This window comes from Halobellus rufus (genome assembly GCF_000739575.1).
Lineage (GTDB): Archaea > Halobacteriota > Halobacteria > Halobacteriales > Haloferacaceae > Haloquadratum > Haloquadratum rufum.
Genome location: NZ_BBJO01000040.1, coordinates 1 through 17,182 on the forward strand (window position 1 = coordinate 1; position 17,182 = coordinate 17,182).

At 57.2% G+C, this 17,182-nt stretch carries 21 protein-coding genes; 8 read left to right on the forward strand and 13 right to left on the reverse strand.

Going from position 1 to position 17,182, the window contains the following annotated elements; genetic code table 11:
• Positions 1-340: 340 nt before the first annotated feature.
• The gene (locus tag ACP99_RS21030) at positions 341-2,017 is read right to left on the reverse strand and encodes a transposase (RefSeq protein WP_049987392.1); all 1,677 of its coding nucleotides are present in this window, start codon (positions 2,015-2,017) and stop codon (positions 341-343) included.
• A gap of 195 nt (positions 2,018-2,212) precedes the next feature.
• Here ACP99_RS21030 and ACP99_RS19515 point away from each other — a divergent pair, with 195 nt between their 5' ends.
• Entirely contained in the window at positions 2,213-3,337 is a 1,125-nt protein-coding gene (locus ACP99_RS19515) for an outer membrane protein assembly factor BamB family protein (protein ID WP_231554310.1), read from the forward strand.
• A gap of 114 nt (positions 3,338-3,451) precedes the next feature.
• On the opposite strand, the gene ACP99_RS15070 is transcribed toward ACP99_RS19515, so the two are convergent.
• Together ACP99_RS15070 and ACP99_RS15075 are read right to left on the reverse strand one after the other, a co-directional pair.
• Entirely contained in the window at positions 3,452-3,802 is a 351-nt protein-coding gene (locus ACP99_RS15070) for a type II toxin-antitoxin system PemK/MazF family toxin (RefSeq protein ID WP_049987393.1), read from the reverse strand.
• Complete coding sequence (locus ACP99_RS15075; RefSeq protein ID WP_049987394.1) at positions 3,799-4,170, reverse strand: MarR family transcriptional regulator; 372 nt, start codon at positions 4,168-4,170, stop codon at positions 3,799-3,801. Before ACP99_RS15075 ends, ACP99_RS15070 begins: the two co-directional genes overlap by 4 nt.
• A gap of 6 nt (positions 4,171-4,176) precedes the next feature.
• On the opposite strand from ACP99_RS15075, the gene ACP99_RS15080 reads away from it, so the two are divergent.
• From ACP99_RS15080 to ACP99_RS15090, 3 genes are read left to right on the forward strand one after another with little or no spacing between them, the layout of a single operon-like run.
• On the forward strand, positions 4,177-4,572 hold the full coding sequence (locus tag ACP99_RS15080; RefSeq protein WP_231554311.1) for a tyrosine-type recombinase/integrase: 396 nt from the start codon (positions 4,177-4,179) through the stop codon (positions 4,570-4,572).
• The gene (locus tag ACP99_RS15085) at positions 4,569-4,985 is read left to right on the forward strand and encodes a hypothetical protein (RefSeq protein WP_049987395.1); all 417 of its coding nucleotides are present in this window, start codon (positions 4,569-4,571) and stop codon (positions 4,983-4,985) included. Before ACP99_RS15080 ends, ACP99_RS15085 begins: the two co-directional genes overlap by 4 nt.
• Positions 4,986-4,988: 3 nt before the next feature.
• Positions 4,989-5,483, forward strand: coding sequence for a metal-dependent hydrolase (locus tag ACP99_RS15090; protein WP_049987396.1), 495 nt, complete (start codon positions 4,989-4,991; stop codon positions 5,481-5,483).
• A 220-nt stretch (positions 5,484-5,703) separates the two neighbouring features.
• Here the strand turns inward: ACP99_RS15090 and ACP99_RS15095 are convergent, their stop codons facing one another.
• Positions 5,704-6,147, reverse strand: coding sequence for a hypothetical protein (locus ACP99_RS15095; RefSeq protein ID WP_049987397.1), 444 nt, complete (start codon positions 6,145-6,147; stop codon positions 5,704-5,706).
• A gap of 21 nt (positions 6,148-6,168) precedes the next feature.
• Positions 6,169-6,321 carry a hypothetical protein gene (locus ACP99_RS20165; RefSeq protein WP_156105765.1) on the reverse strand — a complete coding sequence of 51 codons (153 nt, stop codon included), beginning with the start codon at positions 6,319-6,321 and terminating at the stop codon, positions 6,169-6,171.
• Positions 6,322-6,469: 148 nt separating this feature from the next.
• On the opposite strand from ACP99_RS20165, the gene ACP99_RS15100 reads away from it, so the two are divergent.
• Complete coding sequence (locus tag ACP99_RS15100; protein ID WP_156105766.1) at positions 6,470-7,345, forward strand: metallophosphoesterase family protein; 876 nt, start codon at positions 6,470-6,472, stop codon at positions 7,343-7,345.
• A gap of 27 nt (positions 7,346-7,372) precedes the next feature.
• Here the strand turns inward: ACP99_RS15100 and ACP99_RS15105 are convergent, their stop codons facing one another.
• Both ACP99_RS15105 and ACP99_RS15110 read right to left on the reverse strand, forming a co-directional pair.
• Positions 7,373-7,801 (reverse strand): PIN domain-containing protein, encoded by a 429-nt coding sequence (locus ACP99_RS15105; RefSeq protein WP_049987399.1) that lies wholly within the window; start codon positions 7,799-7,801, stop codon positions 7,373-7,375.
• A complete protein-coding gene (locus ACP99_RS15110) occupies positions 7,798-8,106 on the reverse strand; it encodes an AbrB/MazE/SpoVT family DNA-binding domain-containing protein (protein WP_049987406.1) in 309 nt (102 codons plus the stop codon). Before ACP99_RS15110 ends, ACP99_RS15105 begins: the two co-directional genes overlap by 4 nt.
• Before the next feature lie 427 nt (positions 8,107-8,533).
• On the opposite strand from ACP99_RS15110, the gene ACP99_RS15115 reads away from it, so the two are divergent.
• The 3 genes from ACP99_RS15115 to ACP99_RS15125 are packed head-to-tail and all read left to right on the forward strand — an operon-like array spanning position 8,534 to position 11,420.
• Complete coding sequence (locus tag ACP99_RS15115) at positions 8,534-9,136, forward strand: hypothetical protein (protein WP_049987400.1); 603 nt, start codon at positions 8,534-8,536, stop codon at positions 9,134-9,136.
• The gene (locus tag ACP99_RS15120) at positions 9,133-9,699 is read left to right on the forward strand and encodes a relaxase/mobilization nuclease domain-containing protein (protein WP_049987401.1); all 567 of its coding nucleotides are present in this window, start codon (positions 9,133-9,135) and stop codon (positions 9,697-9,699) included. Before ACP99_RS15115 ends, ACP99_RS15120 begins: the two co-directional genes overlap by 4 nt.
• Positions 9,696-11,420 carry a type IV secretory system conjugative DNA transfer family protein gene (locus ACP99_RS15125; RefSeq protein ID WP_049987402.1) on the forward strand — a complete coding sequence of 575 codons (1,725 nt, stop codon included), beginning with the start codon at positions 9,696-9,698 and terminating at the stop codon, positions 11,418-11,420. Before ACP99_RS15120 ends, ACP99_RS15125 begins: the two co-directional genes overlap by 4 nt.
• Positions 11,421-11,737: 317 nt before the next feature.
• Here the strand turns inward: ACP99_RS15125 and ACP99_RS15130 are convergent, their stop codons facing one another.
• The 6 genes from ACP99_RS15130 to ACP99_RS21035 all read right to left on the reverse strand — a co-directional run.
• The gene (locus tag ACP99_RS15130) at positions 11,738-11,980 is read right to left on the reverse strand and encodes a hypothetical protein (RefSeq protein ID WP_049987403.1); all 243 of its coding nucleotides are present in this window, start codon (positions 11,978-11,980) and stop codon (positions 11,738-11,740) included.
• Positions 11,981-12,297: 317 nt separating this feature from the next.
• A complete protein-coding gene (locus ACP99_RS20640; RefSeq protein WP_197052488.1) occupies positions 12,298-13,116 on the reverse strand; it encodes a hypothetical protein in 819 nt (272 codons plus the stop codon).
• A gap of 154 nt (positions 13,117-13,270) precedes the next feature.
• On the reverse strand, positions 13,271-13,405 hold the full coding sequence (locus ACP99_RS21280) for a hypothetical protein (RefSeq protein ID WP_269319676.1): 135 nt from the start codon (positions 13,403-13,405) through the stop codon (positions 13,271-13,273).
• Between the two features lie 747 nt (positions 13,406-14,152).
• Positions 14,153-15,538, reverse strand: a complete 1,386-nt coding sequence (locus tag ACP99_RS19520; RefSeq protein WP_081927518.1) for a pentapeptide repeat-containing protein — start codon at positions 15,536-15,538, stop codon at positions 14,153-14,155.
• 293 nt (positions 15,539-15,831) lie between these two features.
• Entirely contained in the window at positions 15,832-16,914 is a 1,083-nt protein-coding gene (locus ACP99_RS15145) for a transcription initiation factor IIB (protein WP_049987405.1), read from the reverse strand.
• A gap of 5 nt (positions 16,915-16,919) precedes the next feature.
• The coding region (locus ACP99_RS21035) for a hypothetical protein (protein ID WP_231554312.1) at positions 16,920-17,182 on the reverse strand (263 nt) is incomplete at its 5' end.

A 17,182-nucleotide genomic window follows, 5' to 3' on the forward strand; every position in this document is an offset into this window, starting at 1 on the left:
TTCAAAGTGGTCGTGATTACGGGCATAATCAGGACCACTTTTTGTATTCGGCTCATCGGGAGAAATCGGGCATATAGAGTCTCCTAGCGCCAAAATTCCGCACTACAGGAAATTGTATATCGTATATTGCTATACAAAATTCTCGGGCCTGGAAGTTGAGACTACAGTGGGTATAGCGGGCCTGTAATGCATGATTTCAGCCGAACCGACGAGCGAAAACTGATTCAGATCGCTTTCCAAACGGGCATTCTTGTTACACTTCCAAGCATATGAACGAATTTTCGCGACTACCAGCAGTGTAGCCACTCAGACGGAGCGCTAACCCGAATAAAGTACCTCACTATCCGATTCCTGTCTCCTTCTTCAGCAGCGTCAGCGTATTATCGGCCGTCACGATCGGTGCGTGTTCGTACTCATCAGTCAATTCGACCTGCACGAGCAGGTCTATCGCTCGCCAAATCGAGTACAGCAGACACGCGAACACGAAGTAGAAGAACCGTAGCCCAAAATCCTTCGAGGTTGTCGCGGCCATGAATCGCTTGATCGACTTGTAGCCACTCTCGATCTCCCACCGATAGCCGTACTCAGTAAGAATCCCACTACCGCGATTCGTCATAAACACCGAGTACTGCCGGTGATCATCGTGCTCAGTGTTCTCTTTCCGCCGGTAGATCAGCGTCGTTCCGTGCCATTCATTCTTGCCGAGATGGAGTTTGCGGTCGGTCTCGTACCGGTCTTGATCGCGCTGAAGCAACCGCTTGGCCTGGGCTTTCTCACTCGTCTGCATCCGTTTCGGAACGACGTACGACAGTCCCCGTTGGCTGATCATCTCCAAGACGTGCTGACTATCGAATTCTCGGTCCATCAGCACGTTATCGACGTGAACGAGGTCCTCAGCGGAGTCAAGCAGGTCCTTGACGATCTCCTTGCGTGACTCGCCTCGTCGAACTGGATGGGCATCAAGGACGAGCGGGACAGCGTTACCGACCAGCTGGACTGTCGCCCACTGGTAGGCGTATTCGTCGTTCTTCTCCTTCGTCCCGATAATCTCGTCCTCGTGGCCGGTGCGGTCGCCCGTAAAGGGGTCGTCCTCGGTGATGTCGATGGCGACGATGCCTGCGCGGAAGAACTCCTCCGTCCCCGCGAGTTCGTTGATGAGTTGCCGGATTGCCTGTCGGTACATCTCGCGGAGCTGCTCGATGGAGAGATCGCGAATCTGGTCGCGATGGCCGTGTCCAAGTGGTGTTCGATCACGCGTCGACTCGTGGATGAAGCTGCGAGCGCCCTCGTTGACAGCTAAGTTCTCGCGGAGCCCGAGATAGGTCTGTAGGCCCCAGTAGGCGTTTTCGGGAATCTCACAGCCCTCGCCACGATTGAGCGAGAACGCGGGGAACACGACGCGACTGACGTGGTCGGTGATCTTCCCTGCCTCGTCGAGGATGGCCTGGTCGTCAGGGTCCGATTCAGTAGCGTCGTGGCCTCGATCCGGAAGGTTTCGTTCTGGGTCGCGTGGTACAGCAACATCCGCATTTTGTGCTTTGACGAGGATCGTTCGAGCTGCTTTCTGGATCGTCTCGCGGAGATCCCGCGTGAAGCGCTCGTTCCATGTGCGCCACAGTGTCGATTGATCGGGCGCCGTCTCCAACTCAAGGCGTTCGCAGAGTGCGGGGTGGCTATCGAGGTACTCGACGAGAGATGTTTCGTGCTGCCATCCGTGGAGTTCTTTCAGCACGAACACGCGAAAGAGGGTATCCATCTCGTAGCGTGTGGAACTTCCGTAGCAGTCGTGGGCCTCGAAGCGGAAGTAGGCCAAAGGAATCGAGCAGACCAACTGTTCGAGTGAGTCATGATCAGGGTGCGTAAACCAGGCACTCGAGACGACTCGAACGTCCGATTCTAACCCGGCGAGCGAGGTTCGATCGTACAGCGGCGTCGAGTCATATGTGGGCCACTCGACGTGCTGGTGGTGTGCGATTCGTCGAAAGACACTGCATGGAGACTCGCGAGTCGCGACCACTACGAATAGATAGCCAGGACATGCCCAAGAGTCCGTCTAACTGACCTGTATAGTGGTTTCAGTAGCTCTATTGGATTTCTCAGTCGCGAACAGGACTGATGCAGCTAATCGTTAGATGTAGAGTGAGATGTAACAGAGTGGGTTCTAGATATAGCTTCCAGAATGTCTATATGATTCGGGTGGGTGGATTTCTGTATGCCCTCCCGCCGTTCGTTCCTCGCCACTAGTGGTACGCTCTTGGCAGGTGTTCTCGCTGGCTGCTCGGGAACAATTCTTTCACAATCGCCAGATGGGACGCAATGGACCGCATCAGTTCCCGAACCAACATCACTGTCACCACCCTGTGTAACGAACGGATGGCTTGCAGTTGGTGGGTATCATAGCAGTCAATCTGGGAATAGCCAGCTCGCAGTTTTTGATGCAACAGACGGGGCACGACAATGGGATATTGATCTAGAACGAATAACTGGCCTTACTGCTTCAGATGGCCGCATCTACGCCGGCGAGAGAGGCGCCCCCCGTGGTGCACAAGCACAAATCTACGCGTTCGATGCATCGAGTGGTGAGCAATTGTGGACACAGGCCGTGAATAACCTCGCTTCAGCGCTCACTGTTTCGGATGAAACCCTCTACGCGGCGAACGGCTCCCTTGCAGCACTTGAGACGAGTGACGGAACACTTCGCTGGGAGCAGTCGTCGATCGATGGAATCGACTTCACTGTGATTGCCGCACCAGACGATCAACTTGCAGCTGATGATACGGCGGTCTACTTCGGCAACCAAGGAGGCGTCGTCGCACTCTCACCCAGTAACGGAACACTTCTGTGGGCGTGGCAGCCGGAAAACTGGCCGTCAACAACTGTCGGCCCTCTTCCTGTCGATACTCATGTCTATGTTGGAGCAGACGGTAACGTCGCCGCACTTGATCGGACAACCGGCCAGCTCCAGTGGCGATCGTCATTTGGAATGGATGCCCGAGTCCAAGGGTTCCACAAAACTGAATCGTCTCTTTTAGTTGCAGAGTCGACAGCGCAAGCACCTTCTGGAACTTTTGGGACATTATATGAGCTCTCACTTCAGAACGGCACGGAACGCTATGAGAGACGCTTTGAGACGCCCGTAACACAAACAACTTCGACCTTGGACAGGTTCATTGTCGGAACAGATGCCGGACGGGTCACGTGGGTCGATAGACTCTCTTCATTTGAGCAAGCTCAGACGACGATTTCCAGTGAGACATTTCTCCTCGGTGCCGGTGACGAACAAGTGTTTGCACAAACAACCAACGGTACTCTATACGCTCTCACTCAGCCATCATAACGCGAGATACTACAGTAACAGACAACAGCGTTAGCAAGCCTTCATCCTCGGGTCAAGCCCCGAGGCACTCGTCCTGCTATGCCTGTAGATTCCGGTTGGTCTCGTACAGATCAGCTACTGCAACTCTTCGGCGAGGGCAGCGACCGCTTCGTCGACAAGCTCGCTCTCCACCTGTCCTTGCCAGAAGTCGATATCCTCGTGGTCGATCGATTGGACGCCCCATGGGACGATTCGACTCTCGTCGGGCGTCCCACCACGCAGCCATTTCTCTTCGGGGATGTCGATCAGGCCGTCCATCCAGGATTTCGACGTCAACGTGAGCGCAATATACTGCTCGCCGTGGAACGGACGGCCTTCATGATTAGAGAGAATGAGCCAGGGCCGAGCATCTTCCTCGCCTTTGAACGGATCATCCCCGTAGACGACGTCGCCACGCTCGAAAATCGGTCTCTTTTCGTCGGTCACTGTTCGTCCTCGACGCTCGGATGCGGTTCCTCGGGTGCGTGTTCGCGCCACGACTCCTTGTCCTCTGTACCGAGTCGCTGGTTGAACAGGGCGGTCGCTCGTTCGTACCCGTTGTATCCGTCGAGTCGCTCTGTGTCGTCGGTCACGGCCCAGTACGTCGCTTTGTGTTCGACGAGATCGCGGTCCTTCAGTCTCGAGAGCGCGGTGCTGACCGCGCCCTCATCGAGACCGATCTGAGAGGCGATTTCGCGGGCCTTGAACGCGCGATCATCGTTGGCGGCAAGAAATCCGAGGACCTGATCCGGGACGGAAAGTTCCTCGAGTTCGTCCTCGCTCGTGTTCTCGAAGGTATCCCGGTCGATTGACATCGTTGAATGGAGGTACGTCATCCACTGCAAAGAGTGTTAGGTGTGAAAGCTACGAAAATCCCGAAGGAGTTACTTCGACTATGGCTACAAAGCCGATCGGAGCCGTATGCATTGAGACAGCCAGTCTCAACTACTGCTCTCACCGAGCGAGGCGTCCGCGACGTCGTGAAACGCACCGCCGAGCGTGCGGCCGACGAGACCAGCGACGACGACTACCAGTACGTGAGTTCCCACGACCTCCGGCGGCGCTTCGCGCAGCGCCTTCTCGTCGACCGGCAGATGAATCCTCGGGTCGTGATGGCTGTCGGTGGCTGGGACTCCTTCCAGGCCATCGAACCATACCTGAACGCGCCAACGGCCGAGGTCGTCAACGATGCCTTCGAGGAGGCAGGGCTTGCATGACTGAGGACGACATCGATCCCGAGAACCCGCGACCAGCGGGGCACTACCCGCGGTTTGCAGACAACGAGTGGCATTACGTTTCGGACGACCTTGCGCAGACAATTTCGCTGGGGCCGGGAGGTAACGGTGAAGAGGGCCAAGATTGGGTACTCACGTACACGCCGGAGAAACCAGACGAGAATGACCGCGAGAAAGTCCTTGTCCGGCTGACGCCACGCTCGCTCCACGAGCTCTACGTCGAGACAAAGAACCTCTCACCGAACGCCCGGCAGGCTGGGCATACAGGTGAGTGCGACCTCTGCGGTGAATCCGTCCCGCTCGAGAATGCTGTCCCGAACCCCAGGAGCAAGCCGGCACACAAACAGTGTTACGTCGACGCCTACGGCGGGCCAGAGTGGCTCCAGGACTACTAACCCATGCATCAAAAAGGCCACTACGGCGCGGCGTTGGTCGCCTACGCGCCCATTGTGTTCATCCTGACTGCGCTCGGCTACACCACGCTCGGAGTGCTCGGTGGTGCTGTCGTTGTTGGCGGGGCCATGCTTCCCGACGTCGATCAACGAATCCCCGGCGTGAAACACCGAGGACCGACACATACCGTGTGGTTCGCGCTCGCTGTCGGCACGGTCGTCGGTGTCGGTGGCCTACTACTGGGGGCGTCCCGTGGGGTGCTGGCCGCACTCGGGACGGGACTGTTCGGCGCCGTCGTCGGGACCCTCACCGTGGTGGCTCACATCCTCGCCGACGTACTCACACCGACCGGTGTCCGTCCGTTCGCGCCCGTGCGTGGCGAGAAGTACACGCTCGACGTCGTCACGGCTGCGAACCCGATAGCGAACTACGCCCTGCTCGTGATCGGCGCCGTGGTCGCCGGTGTGGCGGTTGCCGGCGGGCTCGCGCTCAGTACTTAACCAACATACGGCCCAGAAGACCGGCAGTTGTTGGTTAAGACTGTGGACAGGAGCAGGCGTACGCCATCGTCGCTGCTGGGCTGACGCCTACGGTCCCCCCGATGGTTCACTGACCACACGTAGCGAAAATCGGTGAACTGAAGAATACGCCGGCGAGAGAAGCGGTTTCCCGGGCACGAGGGTAAGAGTTGAACCAGAGAGAACCAGGTTCCAGAGCACGCTATGGGAGCAAATCACGGAGATCGTCCTCGTCGAGCGCATCGTGATCCGTGAAGTATTGCTCAACATCGGACACCTGCTCCAGCGCAGTGACCTCCTCAGCTTTCGCCTCTGCACTTGGGCTGTACGCTGCCAGCGCCTTGTGAGGGTAGTCGTGGTACGGATCGATGAAGAAGAGATAGATGACATGATACTCCGTGTCTCCACGTGGGATTTCGTCAACGACCTTGGTGTACAATCGGCCCTGATCACCGACGGTGATGATATCGAGGTTGGCGATACGCTCATAGATGAACGAGCTGGGTGGCGCCTCGCTCGTGACGATGTTCAGGAGCCGGGTGATGACTTCTTCCTGTTCCGAGGCATCGAGTGCAGCAAAATCTGCAGCGGCTTCTCCAGCAAAGATGACCCTCGTCTCTTCGTCCGACAGTGATACGTAGCTCACATCTGCCTCAAGAAAAGCCGGTTAGTACTTCAGCAGAGACTCGAGGTCTTCTTTGCTCGCTGTATTCCCGTCAGCGATATCCTCAATGCCGCGAAGAACGCCCTCAGGAACTTCAGGCCGATCTCCGTCCTCGGCGTCGCCCTCGCGGTCGTCGCCAGCGGGGTGGAGACTCATTGATGAAATATCGGTGCTCCTCTGTAATAAGCCTGTGGACGGCTACGCGGAAGTTGGTGATTCAGACCGATTACCACTGTTGTGATATATCTCCCTCTGACGATGAGCGTGGTCTTCTATACACTTGGGTGATTATGGAGAGCCAACAATGGCGGCTGACGATGTTGAGACGCTCCGACTTCTCTGTATGGGAGACAACCACGGGGACGTTGACTCTCTGGAACGGGTCGTCGACGGAACTGAAGGCGAAGAATTCGACTTCGTCATTCACGTCGGCGATATCACGAATGCGTGGTTCGATGGCGTCGACGAAGGCCGGGAACAGCTCGATGCGGTCACCCCGTATTTCGAGACGCTCCACGAGCGCGGAGAATTTCTCTATATCTGGGGGAATCGAGACGGAGCAATCGGCCCGGAACAGCCATTCCAGGCCTACGACCTCCCGGGGACGTTCATCCCCGAAGATGACACAATTACCGTTGCTGGAGAGACGTTCACACAAAATCCCGAGTTAGTCGAGGACGAGACAATCCTCGTGAACCACTACTGGCACCCCGAGTTGCTGGAACACTTTGCGGGGAAGGCCTACTTCTCTGGTCATATACACACCGGCCGGTACAAGAACAAGGCTCTCAACACCGCATTCCTCTACCGGACGGCTGATCATGGCGCGGATGCTCTTTTCGGCGCGTACTTCGTTGTCGAGATTGCATCTGACGGTACGTGGCAGGTCGATTTCCGAAATATCGGGCAGGTTCGGAAAGGGATCTGTCCCAGGCATCAGGCACTCGGTGTGCAGTTCGTCCCGGACTACTGGCGACAGGACTGTCAGTTCTGCTACGACGAAGACGATTTCTACAGTGAGGTGGTTCGCACAGCACTCTACGGACTGGGAACAGTACAAGAGGAAGCCGAGATTGACGAAGTTGTTGAGTCTGCAACGTCAACGTTCGGAGCTACGCCACCGTCTTTTGAATCGAGACTGCGAGAATTCCTCGAAGAGCGGACAGAAGATCATCGATAGCGACCACTGTGAGACGAGAAACAGAATCTATGCCGGTTCCTCTCGGAACCGTTCGATTGGGACATCGGTGACGTCGTCGTAATCATCATCGGCACCGACCAGGAGCATCCCGTCGACGTGTGCTGCGGTCCCGAGTGCGAAGGCATCGCCAAGCGCCGGCGAGTAGCGGAATTTGAAGTCAGCTGCTGACGCCCAGGTCTGTTCGGTGTCGACGCGACGGATGCCGCTTTCCTCGAGGACGTCGACGACAGCATCAGCGCGCTCCTCGCCGTCAATCGCACGGACGATATAGTGGACCTCGGCGAGGTTGATCGCCGAGATGTAGCCGTCTGCTGCGCCTTCAACGGCGTCGACGTACGTTTCGACGGTGTCGCTCCCCGGTTCGTTACAGAAGTAGGCGATGAGTGGTTCGGCGTCGAAGACGATCGTTTCGGGAATCTCTGCCCCGTCCGTCATGCGTCAGCCTCGTCGTCGCCGGCGTAGCGCTGCCGCAACTCCTCTTCACTGGCTTTGTCCGCTGCACGTTCCTTCCGTAGGCGCTCGGTTGCCGAGCGCCCCTGCTCGTCGGTTTTCCCTTTCAGAATCCCACGCAAATCCGTCACTGAGTGGATGGGGCGAACGACGATGTCACCCTCCTCGGTCCGGACGAACTTCACACGACCGGGCGTGTCGATACCCAACTCCTCACGGAACTCCTTCGGGATGGTGGCTTGCCCGCGCGACGATACGGACACAACTTTTTCAGACTCTGTCTTACTCATACTATTCTCTATCATTACTTTAGTCCAGTCATACAAAAGACTAGCGCTGGGTTGGGTAGTTAGCGAATCAACTCAGTCATTGGTTTCAACACCAGGTGGAGTATCGCCTTAACCAACAAGTCCGATTATACCGGCCGTTGTTGGTTAATAGAGTCACGCTCCGGTTGTATTCGAAGCACTCGATCTACAGTATCTGTGTTACTCGCAGCTCGACTGTGGGCGTAATAATTAAGGTGGAATCCAATGTGGGAATAGACGTTACCAATGTGGTCCCCACGAACTGCAGTCCAGCGATTTTTCACAGACCAATGTGCAGCTTTGGCTTGCCCTCTACCGCCACACACCGACCTTCCGCATCCACCGACTGCCGATTTCCCCATCGCATCGCTCACACCAACCACGGCGAGTCTCGCTCGGAGCGTCTGAAATGGGTGGGCGCGACACGCAAATCACGGTGTACGTCACTGACGAACGCAAGGCCGAACTCAAACAGCGCGCCGCTGAGGAAGACACCTCCATGTCCGGGGTCATCAACGACATGATCGACCGCCAGCTCCAGCAGGACGCCCAAGACGCGATTGCCTCAGAAGCGCGCGCTGAAGAACGCATTCAAGAACTCATCTCAGTCGGCACCGAGCAAATGGTCGAGACCGCCAAGGAAATCCGCGATATGAATGCGAAGTTCGGCGCCTACACAATCGCCAACTTCGAACTGATGAAACAGGATCGGTCAGATCACGTCCGGCAAGAGGCACTCGATACTGGGGCTCGCCGGATGCGCCAAGATCTCGAGACGAGTATCCAAGAAGTGGGTGAGGACACGTCGGCCACGAAGGCGAGTGCTGAAACCACGACCGAGTCGTCCACAACGCAGCATCCCACCAACGATGAAGAGCCCGACTCGCCTGACGCGGCCACCGACGACACGCCGGACGACGTCGACGAGACGACAGACGGCTCCGGCGATGCTGAAAGCGATGAGGACGATGGCAGCGATCTCTTCGATAAGCTTCGGAGTGATCGCGAATGAAGGTCTTCACGGACACTAACTACCGCGAGCACGGTGCGCGGAACCTCGTCGAGTATCTGGATAAGGAGAAGGGGCTTGAGAACCGCGCTGGCGAGGAGATGTCCGACGAGGAGATCGAGGCGTTCATCGAGAAGTCCGAAGAATACGAGTTCGAGCGAGAGGTCATCATCTCGCCGCAGAACGGCACCGACCTCTCTGACGACCAATTCAGTCTGTACACTCGGCAGGTGATGAGCGAGTTTTGCAAGGACCGCAATACAGCGACGTACTGTTATGCAATCCATCGCGATACTGATCATCCACACGCCCAAGTTGCACTGACGGGGACGAAACGCGACCTCTGGATGGACAAAGAGGACTGTGAACAACTCCGCGAGCGCGCCCAAGAGCAGTTCCACGACCAGCATCGCGAACTCACCAAGGAGCTCTCGCACCAGTTCGAACAGACGTTGCAGCACGAGACCACACACGAACTGGAGACAGAATCCGATCGGGACCTGGACCACGAACAAGACTCCGGACCAGAGCCCGAGCAGGCACAAGCACAGGGGCCTGACTCGTGAGCGCCCGTACTGATTCCGAGTCCCAGAGCAAGGACTACCGGCAAGAAGACGAGGTTGAGATCTTCTTCCAGATCGCGGCCGTGATGACGGCTGCACTGCTGTTGCCCTGGGTGTATGCCATCCTCGAGCGCGCGAATTTCCACGACTTCAAATTCGATGGGTTACATCGGAGTCGCGCACTCTGGCTCGTCCCTCTGTTCTATCTGGTGGCCGCAGTCGGCACTGTCCTACTGTTTCCAGCGCACCTCCAGCTGTTCTGGGCGTTTCACGTCCTGCTGCTCGCACAGATCGCTGAAGTCTTCCTGCATCAGGCCGGCTATCTGACCGCCATGTCGCTGCCGCTCATCGAGCAGTTCACGCCGCTCCGTGTGGGTGGCTTCGTCGTCGCACTCGGGAGCGCAGTGTATGCAGGCCAGCGACTGCGGACCTGGGATACGGAGCGTGAATTCCGTCGAATTATCGATGACGGGAACTATGTCCTCCCGTTTCGAAGCCTCTCTGCAGCGAGTGATCGTATGAGTCTCTCGCGATTTGTTCCGCTCCGCAAGGACCGGTCGATTCTCGTCCTCGGGGAAACGGGCGCCGGGAAGACGGAGACGATCAAGCTCCTCACCCACCAGATGCAGGCTGGAACTGACGATCCGTTCGTCGTCTTCGACTACAAAGGCGAATATCAGGAGAGCTTCGAACACGACCACGAGCACGAGGACATGATCTACCTCTCGTCGACGGACGCAACCGAATACTGGAATCTCTTCGCCGAAATCGAACGGGAAGCCGATATCGACGAAATCGGCCGCGCACTCTTCCCCCAGACAGATGGCGCGGAGTTCTTCAGCCAAGCTGGCCGCCAGCTGTTCGTTGCCGTCGTGACGTATCTTCATCGAGAAGCCCAGGCAAGCGATACGACACCGACGAACGCCGACCTCGTCGCGTTCGTCCAGTCGACGGATAAGCAAGAGATGCACGAGCGGCTCACAGACCATTCGGATCTCACCGCGGCGGCATCGGCAATCGATCCGGATTCGGAACGACAGGCGGCTGGCGTCTACGCGAACTTCCAGCAAGTCATCGCTGACCTGTTCCGCGGCGACTTCGCCGAGGCAGGTGAGTTCTCGATCCGAGAGTATATGCAGGATCCCCAGGGACGGACGTTGCTGTTGGATTTCCCGATTACGGAGGGCGACGCAGTCCAACCCGCGTTTCGGTTCTTCATCGACTGGGCGGCACGGTTTGCACTCGCAGACGATCAAGACACGTACTTCGTCCTCGACGAGTTCGCGCGCCTTCCCGGCCTCCGGAAGATTGGCGACCTGATCAACGCAGGCCGGGGCCGAAACACCCAACTCTTGCTCGGTGTGCAGTCGGTCGCACAACTCCACGACACCTATGGAAAAGACCGGGCGAACGCGCTGTTGAGTGGTCTTGTCCAATCAGTCATCATGCGCGTTGGCGATTCGGCGAGCGTCGAGTACGCCCAGTCACAGATCGGCCGCGAGGAACAGCGCCGGTCCGTCCCCGTCCACGACCGCGACGGCCGCTCGGTTGGCCGCCAGGAACTCCAGGACGAAACCCATCCGATCGTCGAAAGCGACCTCGAACGGCTCAACGACGGCGAGGCGATCGTCGTCGTCCCCGACGGCTGGCTGCGCGGCCTGATCGCCCGCTTTGAGACTGTGCAAACCGAACTTGAGCGAGCACTGAAGCGTGGGACGGAGTAATCCGAAGTAGAGGGGTACTGGACTCAAAATCTCAATCTCCTGAACAGGGCGTACAACAGTCATTCAGATATCGTCCCCGAGGTTGTGGCTGCCGGCCGACCGGAGGGAGGCCGGGAGCGGAGGGTGGGGAGGCGGGGCGGTCTCGGGCAGCTTCGAAGAATGAGATCTAATCGACAGTCGGGGGAGCTCCACCCGTCTGGATACCGATCACGTCGTACCATCGCGTCGACGTCTCCCCTGCTACTGTGTCAGCTGGTCGGATGCCCTTCCTCAGCACTCTTAACCAACAGGAGCGGGGATAATAGGTAGGATGTTGGTTAACGCTCTGGATCAGTGATCCGCAGCTCGCCATCGACCGCGTAGAGCCAGCCGGAGTCAAGCAGCCGTTCGATAGCGTACTCCGCGTCAGCCGGTTCAGCTGGGAATTCCTCAGCGGCGAGCAGGAGGCTCTGGGCCTGGTCGTGCGAGAGCTCCGTCTGCTGATCCGGCGTCCCCGATACGAGGATCTGGTAGGCATCCTCGATCCAATCAGGCAGCGACCGGGGTTCGTTTGACCACATCGTCGGTTCTCAGGTGCCTAGTGCTTCGTGTCACAGTCAATTAAAATCCACTAACACAGGCCCTTGAAATCCTATTAGTTCGACAACCTCGTCACTGAAAAAGCCATTAGGTAGGTATGCGAACTGACCGCTGAGCTTCCTACCAGTTTCAGATGGTGTTCTCGCTACCGTGCAAGATACAAGGCGCAAGTCCCGCAAACGGGCGCGACGGTGTCAGCACGGGTTGAAACTCGAGACCGAAACATCAGTCTCTCCGGTGTATTATCAACTCGAAACACGACAGCACGGGAGCTCATATAGTCAAATTATAAATATATTTATCTAATTGATTCCTTCTCTTCGGCTTCCCGAGGGAGTCCGAAGTCATCAATCCACTCCCGGAGTTCTTGGCTATTCTCCATCTTGTCCAGTGCGGCGCGACTGAACTCGTCGGTCGTTGCTGAGCCGAGTCCCAAGAAGGCCATGACGGCGAAGAAGTCAAGGTCGAAAACGACTCTGAATGAGTACCCGATTCGTTCCTCGTTCGTCAGGAAGTTTCGAGCCACCCCGCCCATCTCGTGAGCGAACGAAAGGGCAAGCGAGTATCGGGACCAACGATCCCACTCGCGCTGATCCTTCTGGACGAGCATGTAGTTCATCACCCGATCGGCGAACGATTCGCCATGAGTAACCTCCTCAAGCGCGAGTGACTCCACTTCTACCAGCTCGTCATCGTCCGAGACTACCTCCACGATCTCCTCCTCAACCTTGTCGAAATAGTACGCCCGGCCATCGTCCGTCACGCCCAGCAAAAGCCACGCGTAGTACTCATTCTCCTGGTCGAGTTTGCCGGCTTGTTCGGGGAAGCTCTCGAGGTCCGATTCGGTCACCTCATCATGGAAGATCCAGGACTCCCGTTTTTGTCGTACCGCTCGGAGCTCCGCCCGACCCTTGTCGGTGATTTCGTAGAGTCCACGTGTGATCTGCTCGATGTACCCGCTTCGACCGAGGCGGACGAGAACTGTGTTCACGTCCCCTTTGTCTAATGCGGTTCGTTCGCGAACTAGGAGAGGGTTCACCCTGCCCTCCCGCATCGTCCGAAGAACCTCGTAATCACGCTCGTTGAGCGTCGCCATTTCTGGCTCTTCCTTACTCATACAGGCTACGTATGTATTTGGACTCCATAAGACTTTCTACGAACTTACAAAGTAAGAGTTTGTGGATAGCGACACGAGTAGAGAAATGGAAGCGCGGCACCTGGGTTGAGAATCGACCGGGTAAGGTCGGGTGCTTGAAACGATGCAGCCGGAATTACGACGAGTCCTGGACTGGCTCGGGGATGCCGACCGCGCTGAACCGGACGTCGACGGCTCCACAGCCAGCGCAATCGTCGACGAACGCACAGACCTTCAGCGAGGTCTCTAACTCTCGGATGCTGCCACACACCGAACACTCGTACGAGGTCCGATATCGAACCGGTATTCGGCTATCTCTTCCTTGCGTGTGGGGCACTGCCGTCGACGATGGCTTTTGGCGATGTCCGGATGCCGTCTCCGCTTGGCCAGGATCGTGCTGATCGAGTGAACCGTGCCACACCCCGTCGGGGAGACTGTCGTAGAGTCGGGCAGGGTCGCTGTCAGTGTCGTCGACGGGGACAGCGTCAGTTGGTCGTGTCGGGTCCGCTGACGCCTCGTGTGTTGTTGACCCGGAATCGTCGACACCAGCAGAATGGTCAGTCGGTGGGAAAGCTGTCGTCGACGCGCTGATTGCGACGTACTCCGTGCTGTCGTGGAGTTCGCCATCGATTGCAGCGGCGAGTTCAGCGAGGGGATTCGCGATCTGTGGGTCGTTGTGGTTCTCTACACCTGTCTCGAACAACCAGTCGCGAAAAGCGGTTGCTGTCTCAACGTCGAGCGTAAACGATGGGGTTGGTGACATCAGTGACTCGCTCCATCCCCCTTGGGAACGACAAACCAGCGCTCACCCGCTATCCATCAACCGACGAGTGACAGTAGTGGTAGTGAGGTTGTAGGATGCCGTTGAATGGGCGTACAGCTGTTTGTTTCAGGATATCAGAGTCGAACCTACCGCTACGTGGGTGCGCAGATTCAGCACAGTGCTCACGACAACGGTAGCAATACAGACTGGTGTATTACGCGATTTGTCTGGGGGTGATTGTGTATCCTCCAGCTATCAAAATTCTCGATTCCCAAGCACAAAACCAAGTAGCACCATGAGAAGTGTCCCGAGGAAGGCCTCAATGCCAGAGAAGTAACGGGCAAGTTCGGAACTTGGAGGAATCGTTCCAAACCCTACTGTTGTAAACGTGATAATGCTGAAATAGACGCTTTCGGGAATGGCTTCTATGAACCGAGGAATTAACTCACTAATCGGGGTGTAGATCCAGAGATTGTGAGTACCGACATCAAGGAAAGGGTAGATGCCAGTCGATAAAAGAAGCACCGCGGCGATGTTCCTGGAGACTCTCCGGATACTCGTTCCATACCCAGTCCCCTGCCAAGAGATCCATGATGCGAAAGCAGTGTAGTAATCTCCAGCAGCGGCGGCCTCTTTTCTTCTCGCTCTCCGTTGGGCAATGTAGTGACGCCGCGCTTTTGCAGAAAATCCATTCTCGGCAAACATTATTTTGAGATCATGGTGTGAACGTGCATCCTTGTTCCACTGTCCCGCTTTCTCATCAGATCCTTCTGCGTCCTTGGCTTGATCCTCATATAGAAGAGTCGTACCGAACGAAGTCCCTTGATCGATCTCAATACGGGAAAGATCCAAGCCAAAGAAGTCAGCTTTCGAGAGATCAGCTCCATGGAACACGGTATCTGAGATAGTGACGTCTGTCATGTCCGTTCCCGACAACACCACGTTTGAAAAATCGGCGTTAGATAGATCGGCGTCCTTCAAATCTGCTGATGGGAGATCTGCGGTAGAAAAATCTGTTCCCTGGAAATTCGCGTGTGGCATTTCGGCTTCAGATAGATCTGCACCTTGGAAATTGGATTCGGAAAATTTAGATCGGTTGAGATATGCGTTTTGGAGTTCAGCCTGCCAAAACTCTGTCTCTGGGGAATCAATAAGGCCGTGGTTAGCAAAACGAAAAATTGCCTTGTTGAGGGTAGCACCCCAGAAGAACGTATGTTCCAAATGAGCGCGGGTGAAGTTTGTTCCGACCATTTCCGCGTTGTTGAAATGTGTATATGCGAGATTGGCAAACCGAAGATCAGCTCCGGTGAAATCCGCGTCACGTAGTTCTGACCGTTCTAAATCGGCCCCAATAAGCCTTACACCACTAAATGAGAGTTGGTCGTTGAGATCGATATGACGGAGGACGGCCCCATGTAGGGATTTCGTTTCATTATCAAGCGAATCCTTGAGTTCATCTATCGGTTTATTTTCTACATCAGCATGCCAGATACAGCGTCCATCCTTCCATACTTCTCGCCAGCAGCTGGTGACTCGCTTGTCCTCATACCAAGCCTCTTTGCCTCCTATGACGCCCTCATCGGTTACTTTTGAAGGTTCCAGAGTGAAACCGCATCGGTCGTCCGGCAGGTCGGAAGTCATATCTCACCAATGTGGGGTCGAATTGTTAGATATAGCGACTCAATAACCTACTTATTGAAACGTGATTCCAGTCTATGCAAGCGTTGATTGGCGGATCTTATGAATGAATGCTCTGTGAGACGCACGCTCTGTATTAACCGATGCAGGCGTAGAAAAGAATCGGTATTAGAATCACAGTATGCTGCTATCAGGTTGTGGCTGCCGGCCGACCGGAGGGAGGCCGGGAGCGGAGGGTGGGGAGGTGGGGCGTCCACTGGGCGGTGGTCGCAAGAAAAAACGAGGGAGGAGTTCGCTCAGTGCAGGGTGTCCGGCTCCTGGTCGAGGATAACACCCGGGTCTTTGGTTCCGTGTCGGGCCTCGTAGGCGTCGACGAGCTCGCAGTTGTACCGACTGATCCGGCTCATCGATGTCTCTAGGACCGTACTGGTCGCCTCCGCGACCTGCCCCTGGGTGAGATGCTTCTGGGGCGTCAACCGATCCGCACCATAGAGTGCCGCCGCCGCGATAGTGAGCCGCGACGTCCCCGGCCCGACCGGCTCTTGATCGCCCAGCTTCATGAGGTGGTGTGCCAGCCGCCACGTCCGCACGGCTGCACTCGCCGGAATGGCGTCGTCATCGAGTGCGTCCACGACCGCCATCACCGCGTTCGGTCGGGTAACGGGGACAGTGTCGACCCCGAGTTCACACCGAATCTTCCGCGCCGCAGCACACACCCGCTCGTGAGGTGCCTTCGTGTAGGTCGCCACGTCGACGTCGATTGCCTCGCGCTCAATCCGCGACTCGCGCGCTGCGAGGAGCATGGCCCCGCCCGCGAGTGCCTCCCAGGCCATCCGCCCGCCGGCCAACCGCGCCTCTGAGGCGCGTCGGAGGTATCGTGCCGCCGTCTTGACGACGTGCCCCGGCATCCCCAGGTTTCCGCCGATCATCTCGATATCGCGCAGCCCCTCGTTGAGCCGCTTCGTCCGCTTGCGACCCTCACCGAACTGGTAGCGCTTGTGCCACTTCCGGAGACGCTGAAACTTCTTCCACTGCTTGTTACTGAGCGGATTTCCGTGTCCGTCAGTACTCTTCGTTATCTTCGTGTGGAGGCCCTTGTCCGTCCGCAGCGGGTCCACCGTCTCGATGCTCTGCTCAGCGTTCCCGACCATCCCCAGATCGCCCAGCGTCGGGCTCCGATCGACCCACTCGGCCGCGACGACCAGGCCACAGTCCGTACAGAACGACTCCTCATCGTGGGTCACAACTCGTCCCTCACACTCCGGGCACGCCGACCGGGTCGCTGGCTCTCGCTCGACTGTCGCCTCGAGGCCGTCCAGCTTGGTGGTTGAATACTGTTCGTCCGAAACCGTCTTTTCGCTCGCGTTGGTACTCGACATTGGTCTTAGACCTGAAGGCGCTCACGCGCCCGACACCGCGATGCTGCTACATCGCGGATTTCCTCGACGACAACCCGACAGACTCGTCTGCGCGCTCTCGCTCGCGCCTTCGCGAGCGCCCTGTGGGCGCGAGCGAGAGCGCGCCCGAGGCGGACGACCATCCAGCACCGCGCGCCGACCCGCCCGGAGCGAGCGGCCAGCGCATTCCCCGTTCGCCGCGACGCAACCACGTCCGTCGCGGTCGGCTCTGCCGAGGTCCATAGGACCC